This is a genomic window from Paenibacillus sp. FSL R7-0333 (genome assembly GCF_038000365.1).
Taxonomy (GTDB): Bacteria; Bacillota; Bacilli; order Paenibacillales; family Paenibacillaceae; genus Paenibacillus_AQ; species Paenibacillus_AQ silagei.
Window position 1 is genome coordinate 6,369,845 of the sequence record NZ_JBBOBZ010000001.1, and the last position, 20,249, is coordinate 6,390,093.

General features: G+C 56.8%; 15 protein-coding genes. 2 read left to right on the plus strand and 13 right to left on the minus strand.

Going from position 1 to position 20,249, the window contains the following annotated elements; genetic code table 11:
• The first annotated feature begins 91 nt into the window (after positions 1-91).
• Both MKY86_RS26960 and MKY86_RS26965 read left to right on the plus strand, forming a co-directional pair.
• The gene (locus MKY86_RS26960) at positions 92-2,848 is read left to right on the plus strand and encodes an alpha-mannosidase (RefSeq protein ID WP_076084601.1); all 2,757 of its coding nucleotides are present in this window, start codon (positions 92-94) and stop codon (positions 2,846-2,848) included.
• A 27-nt stretch (positions 2,849-2,875) separates the two neighbouring features.
• Complete coding sequence (locus tag MKY86_RS26965; RefSeq protein WP_076084605.1) at positions 2,876-4,156, plus strand: glycoside hydrolase family 125 protein; 1,281 nt, start codon at positions 2,876-2,878, stop codon at positions 4,154-4,156.
• 266 nt (positions 4,157-4,422) lie between these two features.
• Here MKY86_RS26965 and deoC read toward each other — a convergent pair whose 3' ends face one another.
• From deoC to MKY86_RS27030, 13 genes are all read right to left on the minus strand, one after another.
• On the minus strand, positions 4,423-5,100 hold the full coding sequence (gene deoC / locus MKY86_RS26970) for a deoxyribose-phosphate aldolase (RefSeq protein WP_076084608.1): 678 nt from the start codon (positions 5,098-5,100) through the stop codon (positions 4,423-4,425).
• A 149-nt stretch (positions 5,101-5,249) separates the two neighbouring features.
• Entirely contained in the window at positions 5,250-7,007 is a 1,758-nt protein-coding gene (locus tag MKY86_RS26975) for a methyl-accepting chemotaxis protein (protein ID WP_076084611.1), read from the minus strand.
• A gap of 234 nt (positions 7,008-7,241) precedes the next feature.
• Positions 7,242-8,696: a SulP family inorganic anion transporter gene (locus tag MKY86_RS26980; protein ID WP_445669915.1), complete on the minus strand. Its 1,455-nt coding sequence runs from the start codon at positions 8,694-8,696 to the stop codon at positions 7,242-7,244.
• A gap of 41 nt (positions 8,697-8,737) precedes the next feature.
• Positions 8,738-9,814 (minus strand): bifunctional 3-deoxy-7-phosphoheptulonate synthase/chorismate mutase, encoded by a 1,077-nt coding sequence (locus MKY86_RS26985; RefSeq protein WP_036730419.1) that lies wholly within the window; start codon positions 9,812-9,814, stop codon positions 8,738-8,740.
• A gap of 488 nt (positions 9,815-10,302) precedes the next feature.
• The gene (locus MKY86_RS26990) at positions 10,303-12,579 is read right to left on the minus strand and encodes a PAS domain-containing sensor histidine kinase (protein WP_076084637.1); all 2,277 of its coding nucleotides are present in this window, start codon (positions 12,577-12,579) and stop codon (positions 10,303-10,305) included.
• A gap of 211 nt (positions 12,580-12,790) precedes the next feature.
• Positions 12,791-13,192, minus strand: a complete 402-nt coding sequence (locus MKY86_RS26995) for a response regulator (protein WP_076084640.1) — start codon at positions 13,190-13,192, stop codon at positions 12,791-12,793.
• A 150-nt stretch (positions 13,193-13,342) separates the two neighbouring features.
• Entirely contained in the window at positions 13,343-14,017 is a 675-nt protein-coding gene (locus MKY86_RS27000) for a Na-translocating system protein MpsC family protein (protein WP_076084642.1), read from the minus strand.
• Positions 14,018-14,346: 329 nt separating this feature from the next.
• On the minus strand, positions 14,347-14,691 hold the full coding sequence (locus MKY86_RS27005) for a 4Fe-4S dicluster domain-containing protein (RefSeq protein ID WP_076084645.1): 345 nt from the start codon (positions 14,689-14,691) through the stop codon (positions 14,347-14,349).
• Complete coding sequence (locus MKY86_RS27010) at positions 14,688-16,295, minus strand: FAD-binding protein (protein WP_076084648.1); 1,608 nt, start codon at positions 16,293-16,295, stop codon at positions 14,688-14,690. The genes MKY86_RS27005 and MKY86_RS27010 overlap by 4 nt, the downstream gene beginning before the upstream one ends.
• A 44-nt stretch (positions 16,296-16,339) precedes the next feature.
• The gene (locus MKY86_RS27015; RefSeq protein ID WP_076084651.1) at positions 16,340-17,140 is read right to left on the minus strand and encodes an alpha/beta hydrolase family protein; all 801 of its coding nucleotides are present in this window, start codon (positions 17,138-17,140) and stop codon (positions 16,340-16,342) included.
• Between the two features lie 29 nt (positions 17,141-17,169).
• Positions 17,170-18,234, minus strand: coding sequence for an ABC transporter substrate-binding protein (locus MKY86_RS27020; RefSeq protein WP_076084654.1), 1,065 nt, complete (start codon positions 18,232-18,234; stop codon positions 17,170-17,172).
• 53 nt (positions 18,235-18,287) lie between these two features.
• Positions 18,288-18,620, minus strand: a complete 333-nt coding sequence (locus MKY86_RS27025) for a 4Fe-4S dicluster domain-containing protein (protein ID WP_076084657.1) — start codon at positions 18,618-18,620, stop codon at positions 18,288-18,290.
• Entirely contained in the window at positions 18,617-20,224 is a 1,608-nt protein-coding gene (locus tag MKY86_RS27030; protein ID WP_076084660.1) for an FAD-dependent oxidoreductase, read from the minus strand. Before MKY86_RS27030 ends, MKY86_RS27025 begins: the two co-directional genes overlap by 4 nt.
• Between the last annotated feature and the right edge of the window lie 25 nt (positions 20,225-20,249).

Here is a 20,249-nt window from a genome sequence, read left to right on the forward strand (position 1 = left end):
GTTACATATTGTGATCACCGGGCAGGTATGCAAACATTTGCTACGAATGCCGACACTACAACATCGACTGAAGATATAGGAGGTTTCTGTCATGACCCGTACAACTGCCCACCTGATCTCACACACCCACTGGGACCGGGAATGGTATATGCCTTACGAGCGTCACCATGTGCTGCTGGCGAAGCTGATGAACGAGCTGCTGGAGACGCTGAAGCAGGACGAGCGCTACCGGTACTTCCACCTGGACGGACAGACCATAATAATTGAAGACTATCTGCAGGTGCATCCTGAGAAAAGAGCGCAGCTGGAGCGGTTCATCCGCGAAGGCCGGATTGTCATCGGCCCCTGGTATGTGCTCCAGGATGAATTCCTGACCAGCTCCGAGGCCAATGTGCGCAATCTGCTGATCGGCCATCAGGATGCGGCGAAATATGGCGTGATCTCGAAGCTCGGCTACTTCCCCGATTCCTTCGGTAATATGGGCCAAGCCCCTCAACTGCTCAAGCAGGCTGACATCGAGACTGCGGTGTTCGGCCGTGGCGTGAAGCCGACAGGCTTCGATAATATGGTCGGCGAGCTGAACAGCACCAGCTATGAGTCGCCTTACTCGGAGATGTACTGGGAATCCCCGGATGGCTCAGCCCTGCTTGGACTGCTGTTTGCGAACTGGTACAGCAACGGCAACGAGGTGCCCGTAGATGCTGAGGAAGCCAAGGCCTTCTGGGACAAAAAACTCGCGGATGCCGGCAAATACGCCTCCACCCCGGAGCTGCTGTTCATGAACGGCTGTGATCATCAGCCGGTGCAGCGCGATCTCGCGGATGCGCTGGAGACGGCCCGAAAGCTGTACCCGGACACGGACTTTGTCCACTCCAGCTTCGAGCAATACCTGAAGGCGCTGGCCCCTTCGCTGCCTGAGGATCTGGTCACCGTGCACGGCGAGCTGCGCAGCCAGCATACGGACGGTTGGGGGACGCTGGTGAATACCGCTTCCGCCCGCGTCTACCTGAAGCAGCTCAACCAGCAGGGTCAGACGCTGCTGGAGAAGGGCGCTGAGCCGCTGGCGGCATTGGCTTATCTGGTTAGCGGGCAGGCTTATCCCCATGCCCTGCTGACCTATGCCTGGAAGACCCTGATGCAGAACCACCCGCATGACAGCATCTGCGGCTGCAGTGTGGATGAGGTTCACCGCGAGATGATCAGCCGCTTCGAGAAGAGCCGCCATGTCGGCGAAGCTATTATTGAAGACAGTCTGAGAGCGGTCTCCGCGCAGATCGGAACCCGGAAGGTAGCGGCCTGGGGCGAGTCGGCCCGGCCAGTGACGGTCTTCAATACCACCGGCTGGCAGCGCAGCGGGACGGTTAGCGTGGAGGTCATGTTCGCCAAGCGTTATTTCAAGGAAGGGCCGAACCCTGCGGCGATAGCCGAAGCGCTGGATCAACTGCCGCTTGCGCTTGAGCAAGGGCGGCTGCTGGATGCTGAAGGACGGCATGTGGTTTGCCGGGCGGAGGATCTGGGCACCCGGTTCGGCTACGAGCTGCCGGACGACCAGTTCCGCAAGCCTTATATGGCCCGGATGGTCCGGCTGACCTTCCAGGCTGCACAGGTGCCGCCGTTAGGCTACAGCACCTATGCCTGGGTAGAGTCGGCGGATGAGTCCGCCGGGGCTGCTGCTGAAGGTCCGCTTAAGCTGCTGGAACGTGGGATGGAGAATGAATTCCTGGCTGTCCGTATCCATGAGGATGGCTCTTACGATGTGGCCGACAAGCGGACGGGCCGCAGCTTCACCGGACTCGGCGTCTATGAGAACTGCGGCGATATCGGGAATGAATACGTGTTCCGCCAGCCGGAGGGCGATGTGACGCTGACGACCAAGGGACTCGCTGCCCGGATCTCGCTTGCTGAGCAGGAGCCTTACCGGGTCACCTATGAAATCGTGCACGAATGGGCTATTCCCGCTTCCGCCGATGCTTCATTTGAGGATGAGAAGCGCAGAATGGTACCGTTCCGGCAGCGCAAGGCTGGACGCTCTACGGAGCAAGTGCCGCTTCGGATTGTGACCCGGATTAGCCTGGAGGCCAGCGGGACCGGCGTTCAGGTCTCTGCCGCATTCAATAACCAGGCTATGGACCACCGGCTGCGCGTCCTCTTCCCTACCGGTCTGGCCGCCTCGACCGTGCGGGCCGACTCCATCTTCGAAGCCGCAGAGCGCGGGATAGAACCGGCTCCGGACTGGATCAATCCGAGCAATGCCCAGCACCAGCAGGCTTACGCCAGTGTGTCGGACGGCAGCGCCGGACTGCTGGTTGCCAACCAAGGGCTGAACGAATATGAGGTGCTGCGGGACGGCAGCAATACCATTGCTGTCACCCTGCTGCGCAGCGTATCGGAGCTGGGCGACTGGGGCGTGTTCCCTACACCGGAAGCCCAGTGCCTTGGAGAGCAGACCGTGGAATTCGCGGTCCGTCCCTTCGCCGGGGATGCGGACTGGACGGAGGCCTGCACCTGGGCCTATCAGTACCAGGTGCCTTGGTTCACGGTCCAGACCGGCTGGCAGGAGGGCTCGCTCCCTGCGGTCTATCAGCCGCTGGAATGGCAGGGCCGCACCCTGGCGCTGTCCGCCTTCAAAATGTCCGCAGACCATGAGGACATCATTCTGCGCTGGTACAATCTGGCGGGCGCGGAGCAGGAGCTCGCGCTTACGCCGCATTTTCCCGTGGAGGCTGTCCATGCCAGTGATATTCTGGAACGGCGCAAACAGCGGGAGATCCTGGATGAAGGCACTCTCCGCCGCTCTGTCGGCAAAGCTCAAATCGTCACCTATGCCCTAAAGCCCGTACAACCCTAAATTCACTATGCCAGGAGGAGTTATACTATGAACCTGCCCGCTTCCATTACCGCTTATCTGAATGAGGCCGATGAACGGCTTGCGCATCACCCGAAACTGCAGCAGTTGTTCCGCAACTGCTTCCCGAACACACTGGAGACCACGACCAAGCTGCTGGAAGACGGCACTACCTTCGTGTTCACCGGCGATATTCCGGCCATGTGGCTGCGCGATTCGACGGAGCAGGTGCGCCACTATATTCCTTTTGCCAAGCATGACCCTGAATTGCAGCGGATTCTCCGCGGCCTGATTGCCCGCCAGATGTTCTATGTGAATATTGATCCGTACACCAATGCCTTCAACGAGACGGCAAACGACAAGCATTACCGCGATACGGACGACTGTAACTTGAATCCGTGGATGTGGGAGCGTAAATATGAGCTGGACTCGCTCTGCTTCGTCGTTCAACTAGCTTATATGTACTGGAAGGAAGCGGAGCAGACCGACATCTTCGATGCCGCCTGCTACCAGGCGCTGACCTCCATCGTGAACACGATCGAGACCGAGCAGCATCACGGGGAGAAATCCCCATACCACTTCATCCGCCAGACGCTTCAGGATACGGAGACATTGCACAATAACGGACGCGGGATGCCGGTCAACTATACGGGGATGAGCTGGTCGGGCTTCCGCCCGAGCGATGACAGCTGTGAATTCGGCTACAATATTCCCTCGAATATGTTCGCTGTGGTCATTCTGGGGTATATCGGAGAGATGGCGAGCGAGGTCTACCAAGATGAACGGCTGGCGGCGAGAGCGGCGAAGCTGCGCAAGGAGATCGACTTCGGCATCCGCACCTACGGCATCGTGACCCATCCGAAATACGGCAGAATCTACGCCTATGAGACGGACGGCTACGGCAATTACTCGCTGATGGACGATGCCGGAACTCCGGGGCTGATCTCCATTCCTTATATTGGTTATGTGGGCGTGGAGGATGAGATCTACCAGAATACCCGCCGGTTCGCGCTCAGCTTCGATAACCCGTTCTATTTCGCGGGCAAGCACGCCAAGGGCATCGGCAGTCCGCATACACCGGGCGGTTATGTCTGGCATATGGCGCTGTCGATGCAGGCGCTGACGGCGGATAACGATGAGGAGATCAAGGAGCTGATCGATATGCTGATCCGGACCGATGCCGATACCGGCTACATGCACGAGGGCTTCCACCCGGATAATCCGGCGGACTTCTCGCGCGAATGGTTCGCCTGGTCCAACAGCCTGTTCGCTACGCTGATCGGCAAGGCGATGGATAAGGGGCTGGTTTAAGGGGGTAACCCTGAACGGATAGCTCATCCTGCAACAAGCAAGTGTAATAACGTATCTTAATTCGCCGATATGGATGGAGTTACCGGCAACAGGTGGACAAACATCAACTAATATAATTAGTTTATGCTACTTTGGATGAATGGAGAGAATTTAGTTGGAGGAAATCCATCTATTATACTTCCTCTAAACACAAAACGGCTGCGGCTCCCTTGAAGATTGACATCAAGGAGGCCGCAGCCGTTTCTATGTGTTTAACTCACTTCAGCTTAGTAGCCGCTCTGGCTCTGCTCGCCCTTGGCAATCGCTACGCCGCCGCTGGTGCCGATCCGGCTGGCGCCTGCGCCGATCATCACGAGCGCGTCTTCCGCGCTGCGGACACCGCCGGAGGCCTTCACGCCGATCTCAGGGCCGACGGTCGCCCGCATCAGAGCGATATCTTCCTTCGTTGCCCCGCCGGTCGAGAAGCCGGTCGAGGTCTTCACGTAGTCTGCGCCAGCTTCTACGGCAAGCTTACAGGCACGGACCTTCTCCTCTTCTGTCAGCAGACAGGCCTCAATAATAACCTTGGTCAGCGCTTTGCCGCGCGCGGCTTCGACTACTGCAACCATATCGCGCTTCACCAGCTCGTCATTGCCGTCCTTCAGAGCGCCGATATTAATCACCATATCCACCTCACCGGCACCGTTCGCAATAGCATCCTTCGTCTCAAAAGCCTTCGACTCAGGCGTCGATGCCCCCAGCGGGAAGCCGATTACTGTACATACCTTCACTTCCGGGGTATCCTTCAGCACGGCATGCGCCGTAGCCACCCAGGCCGGATTTACGCACACAGAGGCGAATTTGTAGGCTTTGGCCTCTTCGGCAAGCTTGATAATATCGTCTTTCCGGGCATCCGCCTTCAGCAGCGTATGATCAATAATCCCGGATATTGTAGTTTCACTCATGTTCAATTCCTCCATATAATCGGTAATAGATGTTCACATCCCTTGTATCATACCAATAGTCGGACGCTTTTGAAAGCTGGAGGGCATAACCTCTGCTAATCCTGTATCCGCTCCGGGCAGTATAGATCAAGCGCACCGAACCCTTAGCCCTATACATTCACCTGCCGGATGGCCTCCCGCAGATCGCCTGTACTCGCGCTGACGCTCAGCGAAGCCTCGTAGACTTCTTTGATTCGCGCCAATTGCAGATCAGTCAGCTCACGGATCTCCCGGGTCTGCTCCGAGACCTCTCCGGCAATATCGGCCATGCTGCCCACCACTGCCGCAACCTCCTCCGAGCCAGCGGAGAGCTGCTCCGCTGTCGCCGACACATCAATGATCTGTCCGGCCACCTCCCGGAAGGCGGCGGAGGCCTCCAGCAGAGCAGCCTCCGCCTCGGCTGACATCCGCACCCCTTCCTGCACTTCAGCGGACGCTTCCGTCATCTGTACCCCGATGCTTGCAGAAGCCTGGCCGATCTGCATCAGCAGCTCGGCCACCCGCTCGACTGAGGCTGCGGAGCCTTCTGCCAGCTTGCGTACTTCACCGGCTACGACAGTGAAGCCTCTGCCGTGCTCCCCCGCACGCGCCGCCTCAATGGAAGCATTCAACGCAAGCAGCTTCGTCTGATCCGCAGACTGCCTGATCGCAGCCAGCGCGCCTTCAATCTCATCCGTGTACCCTTGCAGCCGCAGTACAATATCCAGCGTCTCCCCTGTGGATACAGAGATCGATTTCATCTGCTGATTGGTGTGGTTCATCGCCGTCTGTGACGCCTCTGCAATGTCCAGCGCCTTGACTGCGAATTCCGAGACCGCAGCCGAGGCCTCCGAGATGCGCGAGATGCCCAGCGCCATCTCATCCATGGCTACTGCGCTGCTCTGAGCGCCTTCCGTCTGCGAGTTAGCCCCGGCATGGATATTGCTGATTCTGCCGCTCACCGTCTCACTCATCTTCAGCACATCATCGGCATTCCTGGCGAAGGTCTCGGAGGAGCCGTAGAGACTGTCAGATGCGGTAGACACCCCGGATACCATCCCTTTCACTCTGGCATTCAGATCCCCTGACATCTGGAGCATCGCCTGATAAGCCCTGCCAATCTCATCCCGGGAGTTGACCGGACGGGCATGCAGGATACGGGCTGCCCCGGCGAGATCCCCTTCAGCCATCGTGCCCGCGCTCTCTGTAATCGTCACCAGCGGACGCAAGGACCGGGAGACGAACCAGGCCAGCACCGCGAGTGCGCCCAGAGACAGAGCTAGAATAATACTATAGAGCGGCAGGCTCTCCATCAGGACATCACGGGTCAGCGTACTCAGCACAGCAACATCGGTATCAATGCCCAGCGCCCCGACCAGCTTCCCGCCGGTGTCCTTCATAGGAACGAATGCCGAGATATAATCCCCGTATTCGGGATTGCTGATCAGCGGCGTGCTGGCATTCTCTCCGGCAAGCACAGCCGTAACTGCGGCCGCTGGCATATCAGTAGTCTCATTAATCCCCGAAGCCAGCGGGTCTCCCTCCGGCCTGCCGTCAATCATCAGCTGCGGCTGGCGGGCATCATCAATCCGCACAAAATATACATAACGGGCACCAATCGACTTCCGGAACTGATCCAGTTCATTGCGGAGCGACCAATACAGGTCCGACTCCTGCGGATCGGCCAGGAATTCACTGTAGCGCCCGGCATCAATCTGCGTCACATAATGGCTGGCAATACTCATGTTGTAGCTGCTGATCGTCCCTTTGACCGCTGATCCAGTGTTCACCCACTGAATGGCGGCATTGCCTGCTGTAATGCAGAGAATCACAACGGTCATAACACAGAGAATACGGGCAATCAGTCTGGTTCGGATAAAAGAAAACATGGAGGCCTTCCCTTTCGCGCATCACAATTGCGTGGTTATAGTAGGGCCATCCGAAGAAGCAATGACAAATGTCCCTCTACCGGAAAATTTCGACAAACTTTTCAAAAATCCTTTTCCAAAGACGGCGTAGACGATTAAAATTTGTAGGATGAATCCTTTACATTATTATATTTTCAAAAAAAGACTGCTTCTGAAGCCTAATCGCTCCAAAAACAGCCTTCTGTCCTTGATCCGTCAATGGCCGCCCGAAGACGACAATCCAACCCGATGCACCAGCCGGGCACTTTCTTCATTTAGACCCGTGAGAGTGACCTTAGTACCCAATGCCGCGTATTTGTCCATCGTCTTGGCAATGGCCCCCACCGCCGACTGATCCCACACATGGGAACGGCTGAAATCGATAATGACCTGCGCCGGATCACTGTCATACATGAATTCATTCACGAAATGGCTCGTGGTTCCAAAGAACAGCTGGCCCGATACTCGATAAGTCGTTACAGATGCCGTAGTATGAACATTCAGCTGAAGGGAAGCGATTTTCCAGGCAAAAGACAAAGCACTCAGCAGCACGCCGAACAGCACGCCGATCGACAGGTTATCGGTAGCTACTACTGTAACCACAGTGACCACCATGACCAGGGCATCGCTTAGCGGAACTCTCCGCAAGGAGGTCAGGGACTTCCATTCAAAGGTGCTGATGCAGACCATAATCATTACACCGACCAGTGCGCCCATAGGAATCTGCTTAACAACATCACCCAGCACAAGAATCAGGAACAATAGGAAGATCCCGGAGACAAAAGTGGACAAGCGTGTCCGTCCGCCCGATTTCATATTGACCATCGACTGGCCGATCATCGCGCAGCCAGCCATGCCTCCGAAGAAGCCGGTCACGATGTTGGCCAGCCCCTGCCCTTTCGCTTCCCGGTTCTTGTCGCTGCCGGTGCCCGTGATATCATCAATCAGCGTGGCTGTCATCAGCGATTCCAGTAATCCGACGACCGCGAGGGAGAGCGAATACGGCAGTATAATCAGCAGTGTATCCAGCGTCAAGGGAAGGCTCGGCAGATGGAATACAGGCAGCGCTGAAGTAATAGTCCCCATATCGCCTACGGTTCTTACATCCAGACCCAGCACAATGCTGAGTACCGAGACTACGACAATGGCGACCAGCGCCGATGGCACCGCCTTGGTGATCCGGGGAACCGTATAGATGATGACCAGCGTAAGAGCCACGAGTGCGTACATGATCCAGCCCTGTCCCTCAAAATGCACGAGCTGAGCCATAAAGATCAGAATCGCCAGCGCGTTGACAAAGCCGGTCATGACCGGCTGCGGCAGGAAGGTGATGAACCGGCCCAGCTTCAGCAGCCCCATCACAATCTGCAGGATGCCAGCCAGCACCGTAGCCGCGAACAGATACTCAATGCCGTACGACAGCACCAGGCTGCCGACCAGCAGGGCCATCGCTCCTGTCGCCGCCGAGATCATCCCCGGCCGCCCGCCGGCGAAGGCTGTTACAATAGCGATACAGAAGGAGGCATACAAACCAACCATAGGGCTTACGCCAGCAAGGATGGAGAAAGCAATCGCTTCAGGAATTAAGGCAATAGCCACGGTCATGCCCGATAAAATATCACTCCGTGTGTTGGAGAACCAACCGTTGTTGTATGAGACGATTTGCTTCAAAATTTCAGTTCCTCCTGTTACCTGAATTCACCCTGTTTCACTTAACGGTATAATCCGGAGGCCTTCACCTCATTGAAGAAGGTGTTGAACTCCTCAATATTAAGCTGCTGCGCCGCATCAGACAAGGCTGTAGCCGGATCAGGATGCACCTCCACCATAATACCGTCGGCTCCGGCAGCAAGCGCAGCCTTGGCACACGGGATCAGAATGTCCTTGCGTCCGGTGGAATGGGTGACATCGACCAGCACCGGCAGATGGCACTCCTGCTTAAGAATCGGTACCGCCGAGATATCCAGCGTATTGCGCGTCGACCGCTCATAGGTGCGGATACCGCGTTCAATCAGCATAATCTCCATATTGCCGCGGGACATAATATATTCTGCCGCATGAACGAATTCATCCAGCGTGGCGGATAGTCCGCGCTTCAGCAGCACCGGCTTGTTCACTTCCCCTACCGCCTTAAGCAGCTCGAAGTTGTGCATGTTCCGCGCGCCGACCTGAATGACATCCACATAATCCAGCGCTTCTTCAATATGCCGGGGATCGACAATCTCACTGATCGTCAGCAGCCCGTATTCATTCGCCGCTTCACGCAGAATCCGCAGGCCATCCATGCCCAGTCCCTGGAAATCATAAGGGGAGGTCCGGGGCTTGAAGGCGCCGCCGCGCATAACCTTTACGCCTGCCTTCTGCAGGGCCGCAGCCACCGTACGGGTCTGCAGCTCGCTCTCCACCGAACACGGGCCAGCTACCATCAGGGAGGATAATCCGCCTACTGTAACGCCGCCCGGCAGCTCAATAACTGTATCCTCCGCATGGTCTTTACGCGCTACCAGCAGGGTCTTCTTATGCTCCGTACTTTGCAGATCAAGCGAAGCTGAGAAAATCTGCTTGAACAGCGTACGGATGGTTCCATTCGTGAACGGCCCCTTATTGCCTGCGACCATTTTCTCCAGCATCGCCTTCTCCCGTTCAGGATCGAACTTCGGCACGCCTTGCTTCTCTTTGAGCACCCCAATCTCCTGAACGATTCCGGCACGCTCCGAGATCAGCTCCAGCAGCTGACCGTTAATCTCATCCAATCTTGCTCTCAGATCATCCAATTCCACATTACTCATTCCAAGACACTCCTTTGTGTAGTTAATAGTTAAGGCTATGAACGAACGCAAAAAGACCCCCCGCCGCAAGGGACGAGGAGCCGTGGTACCACCCTTATTTAGAACTGAATCCTGCTGACGCATCAGCACATGACGGCATACCTGAAGGATACCGGCCAGTCGATTCATTCTGTCTTACATCCGTTAACGCAGGAAGCGGGCCACCCTACCCATAACTGCTGCAGCAGTGTACTTCAGGGACCGACTCGGAAGTGAACTTCGGCACTAAGCGTCTAATGGGGGTGCTCTCAGTCTCCGGCACGCCTTCCCTGTTAAAATACGCTATGAAGTGCTTACTCTCTTCGTCATTGTCATTACAAGGTATATCGGTGCTGCTTATGCACCAGTTTCTGCTATCTTAATCAAAAAGACTTCCATATGCAAGACATCACAGCACTGCATTGCAGCTTTAACTCAGCATTGTGATTATTTTATGAAGAGAGGTCTGCTTATTCCTGTTCCGCAAAAAATTTCCCGATTACTTTGGCAATGCTGTCGCTTCTCAGCGGCTTGCTGATATACTCATCCATCCCTGCTTCAAGGCATAGCTCCCGGTCGCCCTTGAGCGCGTTGGCCGTCACTGCAACAATGACCGGCTGCTGGTCTGCCGGCTGCTCTGCCCTAATGGCAGCTGTGGCCTCCAGGCCGTTCATCCCGGGCATCTGCACATCCATGAAGATCAGATCATAGCCATGCCGGGCTGTCATATCGACCGCCTGCCGCCCATCCTCGGCCACATCGACGGCGAAGCCGCGCTTCTCCAGGATTTTGCGCAGGACGATCTGGTTGATCACATTGTCCTCGGCTACCAGAATATGCAGGGACCGGCCTTCGGATTGCGGCTCCGGCAGGTTCCCCTCCGGCCCGTCAGCCGGAAGCGACTGCGCTTGCGTCCGAAGGACCACGGTGAACACAAAGGTCGCCCCATGCCCGGCTGCTGTATCCAGATAGATCTCTCCGCCCATCCGCTCGACCAATTGCTTGCTGATCGCCAGCCCCAGACCGGTGCCTTCACCCTGGCGGCCCCTGAAATGCTCCATCTGATAGAACGGCTCGAACAAGCGGCTGCGGGCCTCCTCGGGAATCCCGCTCCCCGTATCCGCCACGGTGAACTGGAGCGTTACACCTGCCAGGCCATCGGCAATGCGCTTCACGCTTACCTTTACCCCGCCGGTACAGGTGAATTTGACGGCATTGCCGGCCAGATTGAGCAGCACCTGCTTCAGCCGCTCCCCGTCCCCGATCAGCCGCTGCGGCACATCCGGCTCCGTCTCCACGCTGAGGGTCAGCCCTTTGCGCTCCGCCTTGAGCTGAAGCAGCTCCAGTGCGGAATCCATACAGTGCTGGAGGATGAACGGCTCGTCTTGGAGTGAGATTTTGCCTGCCTCAATCTTGGAGAGATCGAGAATGTCGTTGATGATATTCAGCAGGGATTCACCGCTCTGGCGGATAATCTCCAGGAACTCCCGCTGCTGCGAACCCGGCTCACTGCTCTCCAGCAGCAGGTCGGTCATCCCGATCACCCCGTTCATCGGAGTACGGATTTCATGGCTCATCATAGCCAGGAACTCACTTTTGGCGCGGTTCGTATTCTCTGCGGTCTCCTTGGCAATCAGCAGCTTCTTCTGCTCGGTAATATCCTTGACGATAATATAAAAGCCTACGGTAGACTGGTTGATAATAATCGGCGCAAGGGTAGTCAGGACCTCCACAGAATGCCCGTCCTTATGCCAGATCAGGTTGATATCCTGGCCTGCGGAGCCGCTCCGCCGGCGGGGACCGAGTACATTCTGCAGCTGCCGCTCGCCGATGATCCGGCTGACACTCATGCCCACTATCTCAGAGATCGTATACCCCGTCAGCCTTACCGCCTGTTCATTCCCGTTAATAATATGGCCTTCCAGGTCCAGCGATATGATCGCGTCATGATTATATTTCTTCAGCGAGGTATAACGCTCGACCGATTCCTGAAGCTTCTGCTCCACAATCTTGCGCCGGGTCACATCGCGGCCGACAGCCAGCACCCCGCGCTCCCCGCCGTCTTCCACCGTTCTCAGAGAGAATTCAATCCAGATATATTGGCCGTTCGCATGTAATATCCGCAGCTGGACATCAGGCGAGTCAGCCATCTGCTGCGCACTGATTAAGGCCAGATCCTCAGAATGAACCAGTCTGCTGTTATCCCGGCCGATCAGCTCCTCCGGTCTATACCCGAGCACCTCCTCCACAGAAGGGGAGCAGTAGCGGCAGACTGAACCGGGCGCAGCATAGTACACAATGTCCCTGATGTTGCCGGCAATCAGCTGGTACAGCCGCTCAGACGTCCCGGGAAGTGCCTCCACCCGTGCTTCAAGCGGCCTTCCAGCCAAGTGAACGATATAATACAGCCCCTCTCCCGTCGAAGGCTCGCTCACCCTCGCCACATGCAGCAGCACCGGAACCGCAGAGCCATCCGCATGGCGCAGCTTAATTTCGGCTTCAAAAAAAGGGGCTGCTCCTGTCCTGAGGCTCCCCATCCTGTAACTATGTATGTGCAGGCTATCTTCATCCCAGAACGCTTGGAAGCTGCGTCCCAGCAACTGCTCTTCGGAATATCCGAGCAAGAGGGTTACCGCCGGATTCACTTTCATCCATTCTTCAGCCATGGAGAGAAAGGCTACTCCGGCAGTTCCTGTCTTCAATGCCTGTTCAAATGGAGAAGACGTCTCCGTATGCTGCCCTAGCATAAGATCCACCGCCCGTTTGTGAAGTATTAGATGCAATTCCTTTATATTAAATCTGCAATATAAATATCTTGCATAATCGGGCGAAAGTCAAATCATTATGTCGAATACAGACAATTCCTTATTCAGCGGATTACAGCAGCCCGTGAACCCGCCGCCAGACAGAGATCTCCCCAGCTCCCCACCTTAATGAATCCCCTGTTGCTATTTCAAGCTAAATCTTCTGCAGGTCTTCTCCGTAGAGCAGCCTCTTCACGGTTTCGGTGAACGCTTTAACCTGAAAGGGCTTGGTGATATATTCGGCAAAGCCCTTCTTCCGGGCCTTCTCAATATCCGAGCTTTGCGCAAACGCACTCGTCGCCAGCACCGGAATATGACAAGTTGCCTGATCCTGCTGCAGTATTTCCAGAGCTTCATACCCGTTAAGTCCGGGAAGCCCGATGTCCAGGATAATCAGATCCGGCAGAGCTTCCCGCGCTATTTGCAGTCCAAGCTCTGCCGTTTCAGCCTTCAGCAGCAATACGGAGGGCAGATTTCTTTTGAAGATATGGTGTACTAAGGCCATATTGAGCTGATTATCTTCTACATATAATACCGTCCACTTACACTCCTCCATCCAGCTTATCCTCCTAAAAAGTCTCAGCACCCCTAACGGCAGATGGGCAGAAAATAAAAAAACCGAAGAAAGGGACGATTCCCCCTTCTTCGGCTCATGTTCGGCTCATTTGCATGTCCGACTCATTTCCACCTCATATATGGTTAGACTTTAGTGAAAAGTATAGGCTATCACGCTGGTATCTTTGTCGAAATCCCAATCCACATAAATATCCGCCAGCTCTTTGCCGAGCATCTGGGCTATAGTGGTGGTATCATCCAAATAACGCTTCTCCATCTTGCGCTTGGTAGTCTTAAGCGTATTCTCATAGCCGAGGCCAATCAATTCCTTCTCCAAAGGAATCATGATGCCTTCACGCTTAATAATCAGAATGCGGGGTCCCAGCCACCAGGAGTCTGTATGGACCGGTTCCTTTTGGACCTTCCTGGTCACCTCGTTAATCTGGGTATGGACTTCTTCGCGCCCGGCATAATCATCAATCGGTACGTCGTCATTCTTGATTAGTGCCACGATCATCCCCGATGCGTTATGAATGCCCCAATCATAAAAAAGCTCGCCGACCTCAATAGCCAGGCTCTCCTTCAGGTATGCTGCAAGCTCGGGAAGCAGGGACTTCATCAGAAGCTCCCGTGTATAACGAAACGCCTGTTCTTCTTCCTTATTCAATAAAAACCTCTCCACAGGTCCGATGAAATTACGGATATGCAGTGCTATACATTGCTCCCCGATAGAGGCATGTATCGATTCAGGTCCCTTCCCGAAGCGTTCCCGCAGTAGCCTTCCTGTGAAACTGGAAAGTTGGCTAGTAAGTTCTGTAATGCTCATTCAATTTCCTCCAGCATAATATTGTAGTGTCTGTGTGTAGATTTGGGGAGACGCTCCGCCTGCTGAAGAAACGGTTCGTTCAACTTAGTATAATCGGTAGCCGCCCAGTTAGTATATATTAAAATAATTTATATTTTTCTGCAGCAGCTTAGCCTGCTTCTATATGTATCGGCGTGCTCCTAGTATTGCCCAAATTATGTCATATTACTTAGACACGGCCGAAACGTACAAGAACATGCACCCGTCAGTCAGAAGCGATTATATACAAAAAGGTGTTCCGCTGCCGGCATGGCTGCGGAACACCTGTGAATTTACTTGCCTATCTCTTGCTACTTGCCGCGGTAAGCTTCGGTGAAGACCTCGAAGAACGGTGTCGTGTCCCGTTCTGCCATCGTGTCCTCCGCCCCCGGATTCCAGCCGATCTCCTTCCGCCAGCTGCCCAGCCGGCCGGATTCAATCAGCTCCTGCTCATCCGGGTTCGCAGACTTATCTGCCTGCGGTGCCACATACAATGCATCGACAGGACAATAAGCTTCGCACATGAAGCAGGTCTGGCAATCCTCCTGGCGGGCAATGACGGCAAGCTTGCCCTCCATCGCGAAGACATTCGTCGGACAGACCTTCACGCACAGCCTGCAGCCGATGCAGCGGTCCTGGCTGACCAGCTCAATCATATGGCCCGCTCCTCTCCCGGAATCCGCAGCTCATGGGCATGAGGCACACTTTCCGTGCGGATACCGATCGTATTAACGCCGGAGAGAATCAGGCGGTGGGTCTGGCGCGGGTCCAGCGCCGGATACTCGGCCAGGCGCTGCAGGCCGCGGCTCTCCTTGCGGGCCAGCGCAGCAGTGTAAATCCAGCGGCCGACATTCAGCATAGCGGCCGCTTCACGTGACTGCACGATGCCCTGAACTGTCGCGGGCACCTGCCCGCCCAGCTCGGGCATCAGGCGGTTCAGGCGCTGCAGGGCGGCAGCGACTACGGGCTCGCTGCGGAAGTAATTGATCCGCAGCGGCAGGATCTCCTGCTGGACCGCCGCGATCAGCGGCTTCGCGTCCAGCGTCCGTGAGGTGCCGGCGCCAGCCGGCATCCCGTAGCGGCCCGCCGCGCGGAGCATCCGGCGCTCCGCCGGATGCGGCTGCTGCAGAGCGAGCCGCGCCGCGCTTCGTCCTGCCCAGCTGCCGCTGCAGATGGCCCAGGATGCATTGTAGGCGCCGCCGCCGGAGATGGCGCCGGTCACTTTCTCGCGGGAGGCGGCGTCGCCTGCCGCATACAGCCCCGGCACCGAGGTTTCACACCCGGGGCCGGTCAGGCGCAGGCCGCCCGTGCCGCGCATCGTGCCTTCATAGCGGAGCGTAAGCGGAAATTTATCCTTGAACGGATTAATCCCCGCCCGCTCCAGCGGCATGAAGAAGATCGGGTGGGCATTGCGGAGGAATGACTGCTTCTCCTTCGTATCAGCCAAATCCAGAGAAGCATAGACCGGGCCCTTCAGCATCAGCTCGGGAATGCTGCCGAAGGTGCGGTCGCCCCGGTGCAGCGGCCTTCCCGCAGCATCATACAGCGTGGCCCAAGCCAGCATGCGCCCGCGGGTGACCGTTCCATCCGCGAAGCTCGGAGCATATTGCCGGGTGAATTCCATGCCCGACAGCTCGGCACCGGCTTCGGCTGACATCAGCAGCCCTTCACCGGTAAGCACATTACAGCCCAGCCCCTTGCTGAGGAAGGCGCAGCCGCCCGTAGCCATAATCACCGCATTCGCCTTCACTTCCCAGCTCTCTCCGGTCAGGCGGTTGATTCCGCGGGCGCCACCCACGCCGTGCTGATCATGGAGCAGCTCCAGTGCCGGCGATTGATCCCAGATGCGCACTCCCGCCTTGCGCACCACTCTGCGCATAATCCTCATGTATTCCGGGCCATGCAGATGCGTCCGCAGCGGCCTGCCATCCTTATCCTTCGGGAAGGGATACCCCCACTCCTCTACCAGCTGCAGATTCTGCTCGACCTGATCCAGCACACGGTGTATCCAGGCATTCTCCGAGAGATAGCCGCCGGCCTTAAGTCTGTCCTGCACGGCCTGCTCCCGCAGCTCTGCCACCGGCGGAATCACCAGCAGCGTCGTCCCCCCCGGCGCGGTAGCCCCGCTGGTTCCGAGATATCCCTTATCGGCCAGGATCACTTTCGCTCCCTGAGAAGCTGCACTCCATGCCGCCCATGCTCCGGCCGGGCCTCCACCCAGCACTAGAACATCTGTTGTAGCCTGCTGTTGCTGCGGCATTCCGCTTCCTCCTCTTCATGATTCTTTGAAATGTAGAAATAAGATCAGGCCAGCTTCTCTTGCAAAAATGCTATCGTCGAGGTGACAGCTTCATTCAGCGCAGAGGTGGAGCCTTCGTACGGATCTACCGTGCCGAAGGTATGATCTGCACCCCGGATGCTCAGGTACCGGTGCTGCGGCGCTTGTTCCCTGAAGCCGGCATGCTGCAGCAGCAGGGCATCACGGTCCTGATCACCCTGAATCAGCAGCGCAGCAGCCGATACTCTGCTGAGCGCTTCCTCCAGATTGAAACGCTCCTTATTCCGCAGCTGATCCTCCCGGACCGCCTGCTCCTGCGGTGTAAGCGCCGCAGTACCTTCACCCTGCCGAGGCTGCGGTGCAGCACCGCCGTTCCAGACTACCAGCGCCTTCACCTCAGGATGCTCTGCCGCGAACAGGATGTTGCTCCCGCCTGCACGGCTATGCCCCAGAACCGCTATCCGCTCCGTGTCCGCTTGTCCGGCAAGCGGCAGCCTGCCTTCAAGCAGGCTATGAAGCAACTGCTCCAGATCCGCCAGCTCCCTGCTCAGCGTGGCCGCTTCGGCTGCTTCCTCCGGGCTGATCCCGTCAGCATCACGGGCAGCGATACGCGAGAAATTGAAGCTTACGGTGTAGAACCCGCTTCCGGCAATTCTGCCGGAGACCTCCGGCCAGAACGCCCAATCTTTATGCCCTCTGAAGCCATGGCTGATCAGGAGTACAGGCTTCGTTGCCGTCCCCGCAGGGACCCGTACCTCACCTTCCAGATACAGCCCATTCTCCAGCGGCAGCTTGAAATGTTCAATAGTTAAGGTTTCATGAGACATTGGCATTCCCTCCGTTTCCCTATGTTGAATTACTTGAGCTGCCAATCGCTGATATTGAAATCTTTCTTGGCCAGCTTCTCATCGACGAGGAAGTTCTTGGTGCCCTCCAGCAGCTTAATACCGTCATCTGTGAAGGCTGTATCCTTGATATCACTGATTGGATTGACCTGCTTCGCGAGTTCCGGGGTGGTATCTCCGATCTCAGCCAGGAATGCATAATATTCATCTTCATGCTGCTTCAGGTCGGCCAGTGCCTTCTCCCGGGCCGCATTCCAGACCTTGGGGAAATCCGGGAATTTCGCAAGGTACTCCTCTGACACTACGGTAGCGCTGCTACCGAGCAGATCCGGATGCTGCGAGGCATCATCCAAATGGGTGTACCCCTGCTCAATCTGCTTAAGCGCTGCCACACCGTTATTGGTGGTCGCGTCTACATCGCCGCGGGCCAGTGCTGCGCTTGCATCGGGAATCAGCATGTGAACCAGCTTATAATCAGTTACGCCCTCCTGCTTCAGCAAGCCGACTACATAACGGTGCATAAACGAACCTTTTTGGATGGCAATCGTCTTGCCCTTCAGGTCCTGCACTGTCTTCGGCCCGTCCTTCTTGCCGATCAGATAACCGACTGTATGCGCTGAAGTCTGGGCGATCAGCCGGGTCTTGGCTCCTGAGGCGTAGGCGATAATCGCCGGGGTATCCCCGAGGCTGCCGAAATCAAGTCTTCCGCTGATTAATGATTCCGTCTGATCTGGCCCGTTCGGGAAGCCTGTCAGCTTGACTTCGGTAATTCCGTATGGTTTCAGCTCTTCCTGAATAATGCCCTTGTAAAGGCCCCAGCCTTCCGCGCCTCCCGGCAGATTCAGCTTATTGGAGCCAATGAATCCGTAATTCAGCACGGCCGGAACATTGCTTGAAGCCTTATCGCCAGCCGCTTCAGCGGTATTGTTACCTCCACTGCCTGCTGCTGAGCTGCTGCTCCCCGTATTATTGCCGCAAGCCTGCAGTACCAGCATGATCATCACCACACCTGTAATCAGCGTGAGGCGTCCCCTTTTGCTCCATATACCTGTAATCTCTCTGTACAATCTGCTCATTGCTGTATTCTCCCCTCAGTCGTCTACTGGATGTTGTTATCGCATATCAGAAATCAGAATCCTGCCCGCGCCGCCAGCTTAACCATGAAGTCATGACTAGCCACCGGCTGTCTGCCCTTGCCCCAGCCTACCTTCTCGCGGTAGCCTCCAAGCAGGCCTTGCTCCTCCAGCTCTGCCTCTGTAATCCCGGTAATCCCCTCGGAATCCGGAGCAACATACAGCGCATCCACCGGACAATACAGCTCACACATGAAGCAGGTCTGGCAGTCGCTCTGCCGGGCGATAACAGGAATTCCATTATCTGCTCGGTCGAATACATTGGTCGGGCAGACGGATACGCATTGGTTGCATTCTATACACCGGCCAGCGCTGATGACTTCAATCACAACAATACACTCTCCTTCGCTACCTCTTCTGTCTTCACCCATACCTGATCCAGTCCGCCGCTGATCAAGCGGTGATGCTGGCTGTCATCACTTGCCTTGAAGTCCTCCCGTTTATGCATTCCCCGGGTCTCGGTGCGGGCCAGTGCGGAGCTGTACATCCAGCGTGCCGTCGCCGTCATCGCTTCGGCTTCACGCGCCTTTACACCTTCCGGCGTGCGCTGGATTTCCCGGCTGCGCTGCTCCTTCCATAGTCCGTCCAGACGTTCCAGCGAAGAGGCCAGCCCCTGCTCTGTACGGAACAGATTAATATCGTACGGTTTGACTTCTGCCTGCACAGCCTCCACATACTCTGCGGTTCTGGCCGCTGCGCCTGCCCGGACTTCCCCGTGAACCAGCGGGGAAGAGGACAAGCCGGAAGGTGTCCGATGGCTGGCATGCCGGCCAAGTCCTGCGGCATAAGCCGCAGCCCCTTCTCCGGCGAAGGAGCCGGAAGACATGGCCCAGGCGGCATTGTGGCTGCCGCCTCCGGTGAACCCGCCGCAGATCAGCTCGCGGGTGGCTGCATCCCCTGCAGCATATAACCCTGGAACACCTGTGCCGCAATTCTCGTCTGTAATCCGGATACCGCCGGTCCCCCGGACGGTCCCCTCCAGCCGCAAGGTTACCGGGAAAAGATCCTTAAAGGGATTAATTCCCCGCCGGTCGAACGGCAGGAAGAAATTCGTCTGCGCCACCCGCAGCAGCGGCTGCAAAGCCTCATCGGCTCCGTCAAGCTTCGCGAACACCTGGCGGCCCGCCAGCAGATTCCGGGCAATGACCGAGCGGCCCTTCTTGGAGCCCGCTCCTTCCACCACGCTGCCGTCCTCATAATAGAAGCTGGCATAGCTGTAATATGCGGTCTTCGTTACAGAGGAGAAGGTCGGGCAGATCGCATAGGCATTGGAGAACTCCATGCCGGACAGGCTCGCCCCTGCTTCCGCAGCGAATAAGTAACCATCACCCGTCAGGACGTTGCAGCCCAGCGCCTTGCTGAGGAAAGCGCAGCCCCCGGTAGCGATAACTACCGCCCCGGCATGCACACTCCAGGCTTCTCCGTTCTGGGTCTGCACGCCGGCCGCTCCGGCTACCCCGTGCTCATCGGCGAGCAGCTCCAGCACGGGACTGTGGTCCAGAATCTTCACACCTGCCTTCTTCACCAGCTTGCGCATCAGACGCATATATTCAGGTCCCTGCAGGCCCCGCCGGTATGGATTGCCTTCCTCATCCACCGGGAACGGATAGCCGCTGACGCCCAGTCTGTTCATATTCTCATAAGTACGGTCCAGCACCCGGTCCATCCAGCGGTGCTCTGCCAGCTTACCGCCCATAGCATAACGGCTGGCCTTCGCGGCCTCGCGCAGCTCCTCCTCCGGCTTCACGTACCATACTCCTGTGCCCGACGGGGCAGTCGCGCCGCTGGAGCCGCAGTATCCTTTATCGGCCAGAATCACCTTCACTCCCTTGGCTGCGGCTGTAAGTGCCGCCCATGTTCCTGCCGGACCTCCGCCGATTACCAGTACATCTGCCGTCAGTTTCAATGCTTCCTTCAGTGCCGGTTGGCTCATGTTGTTGCCCCCTTGGTTTCATTAG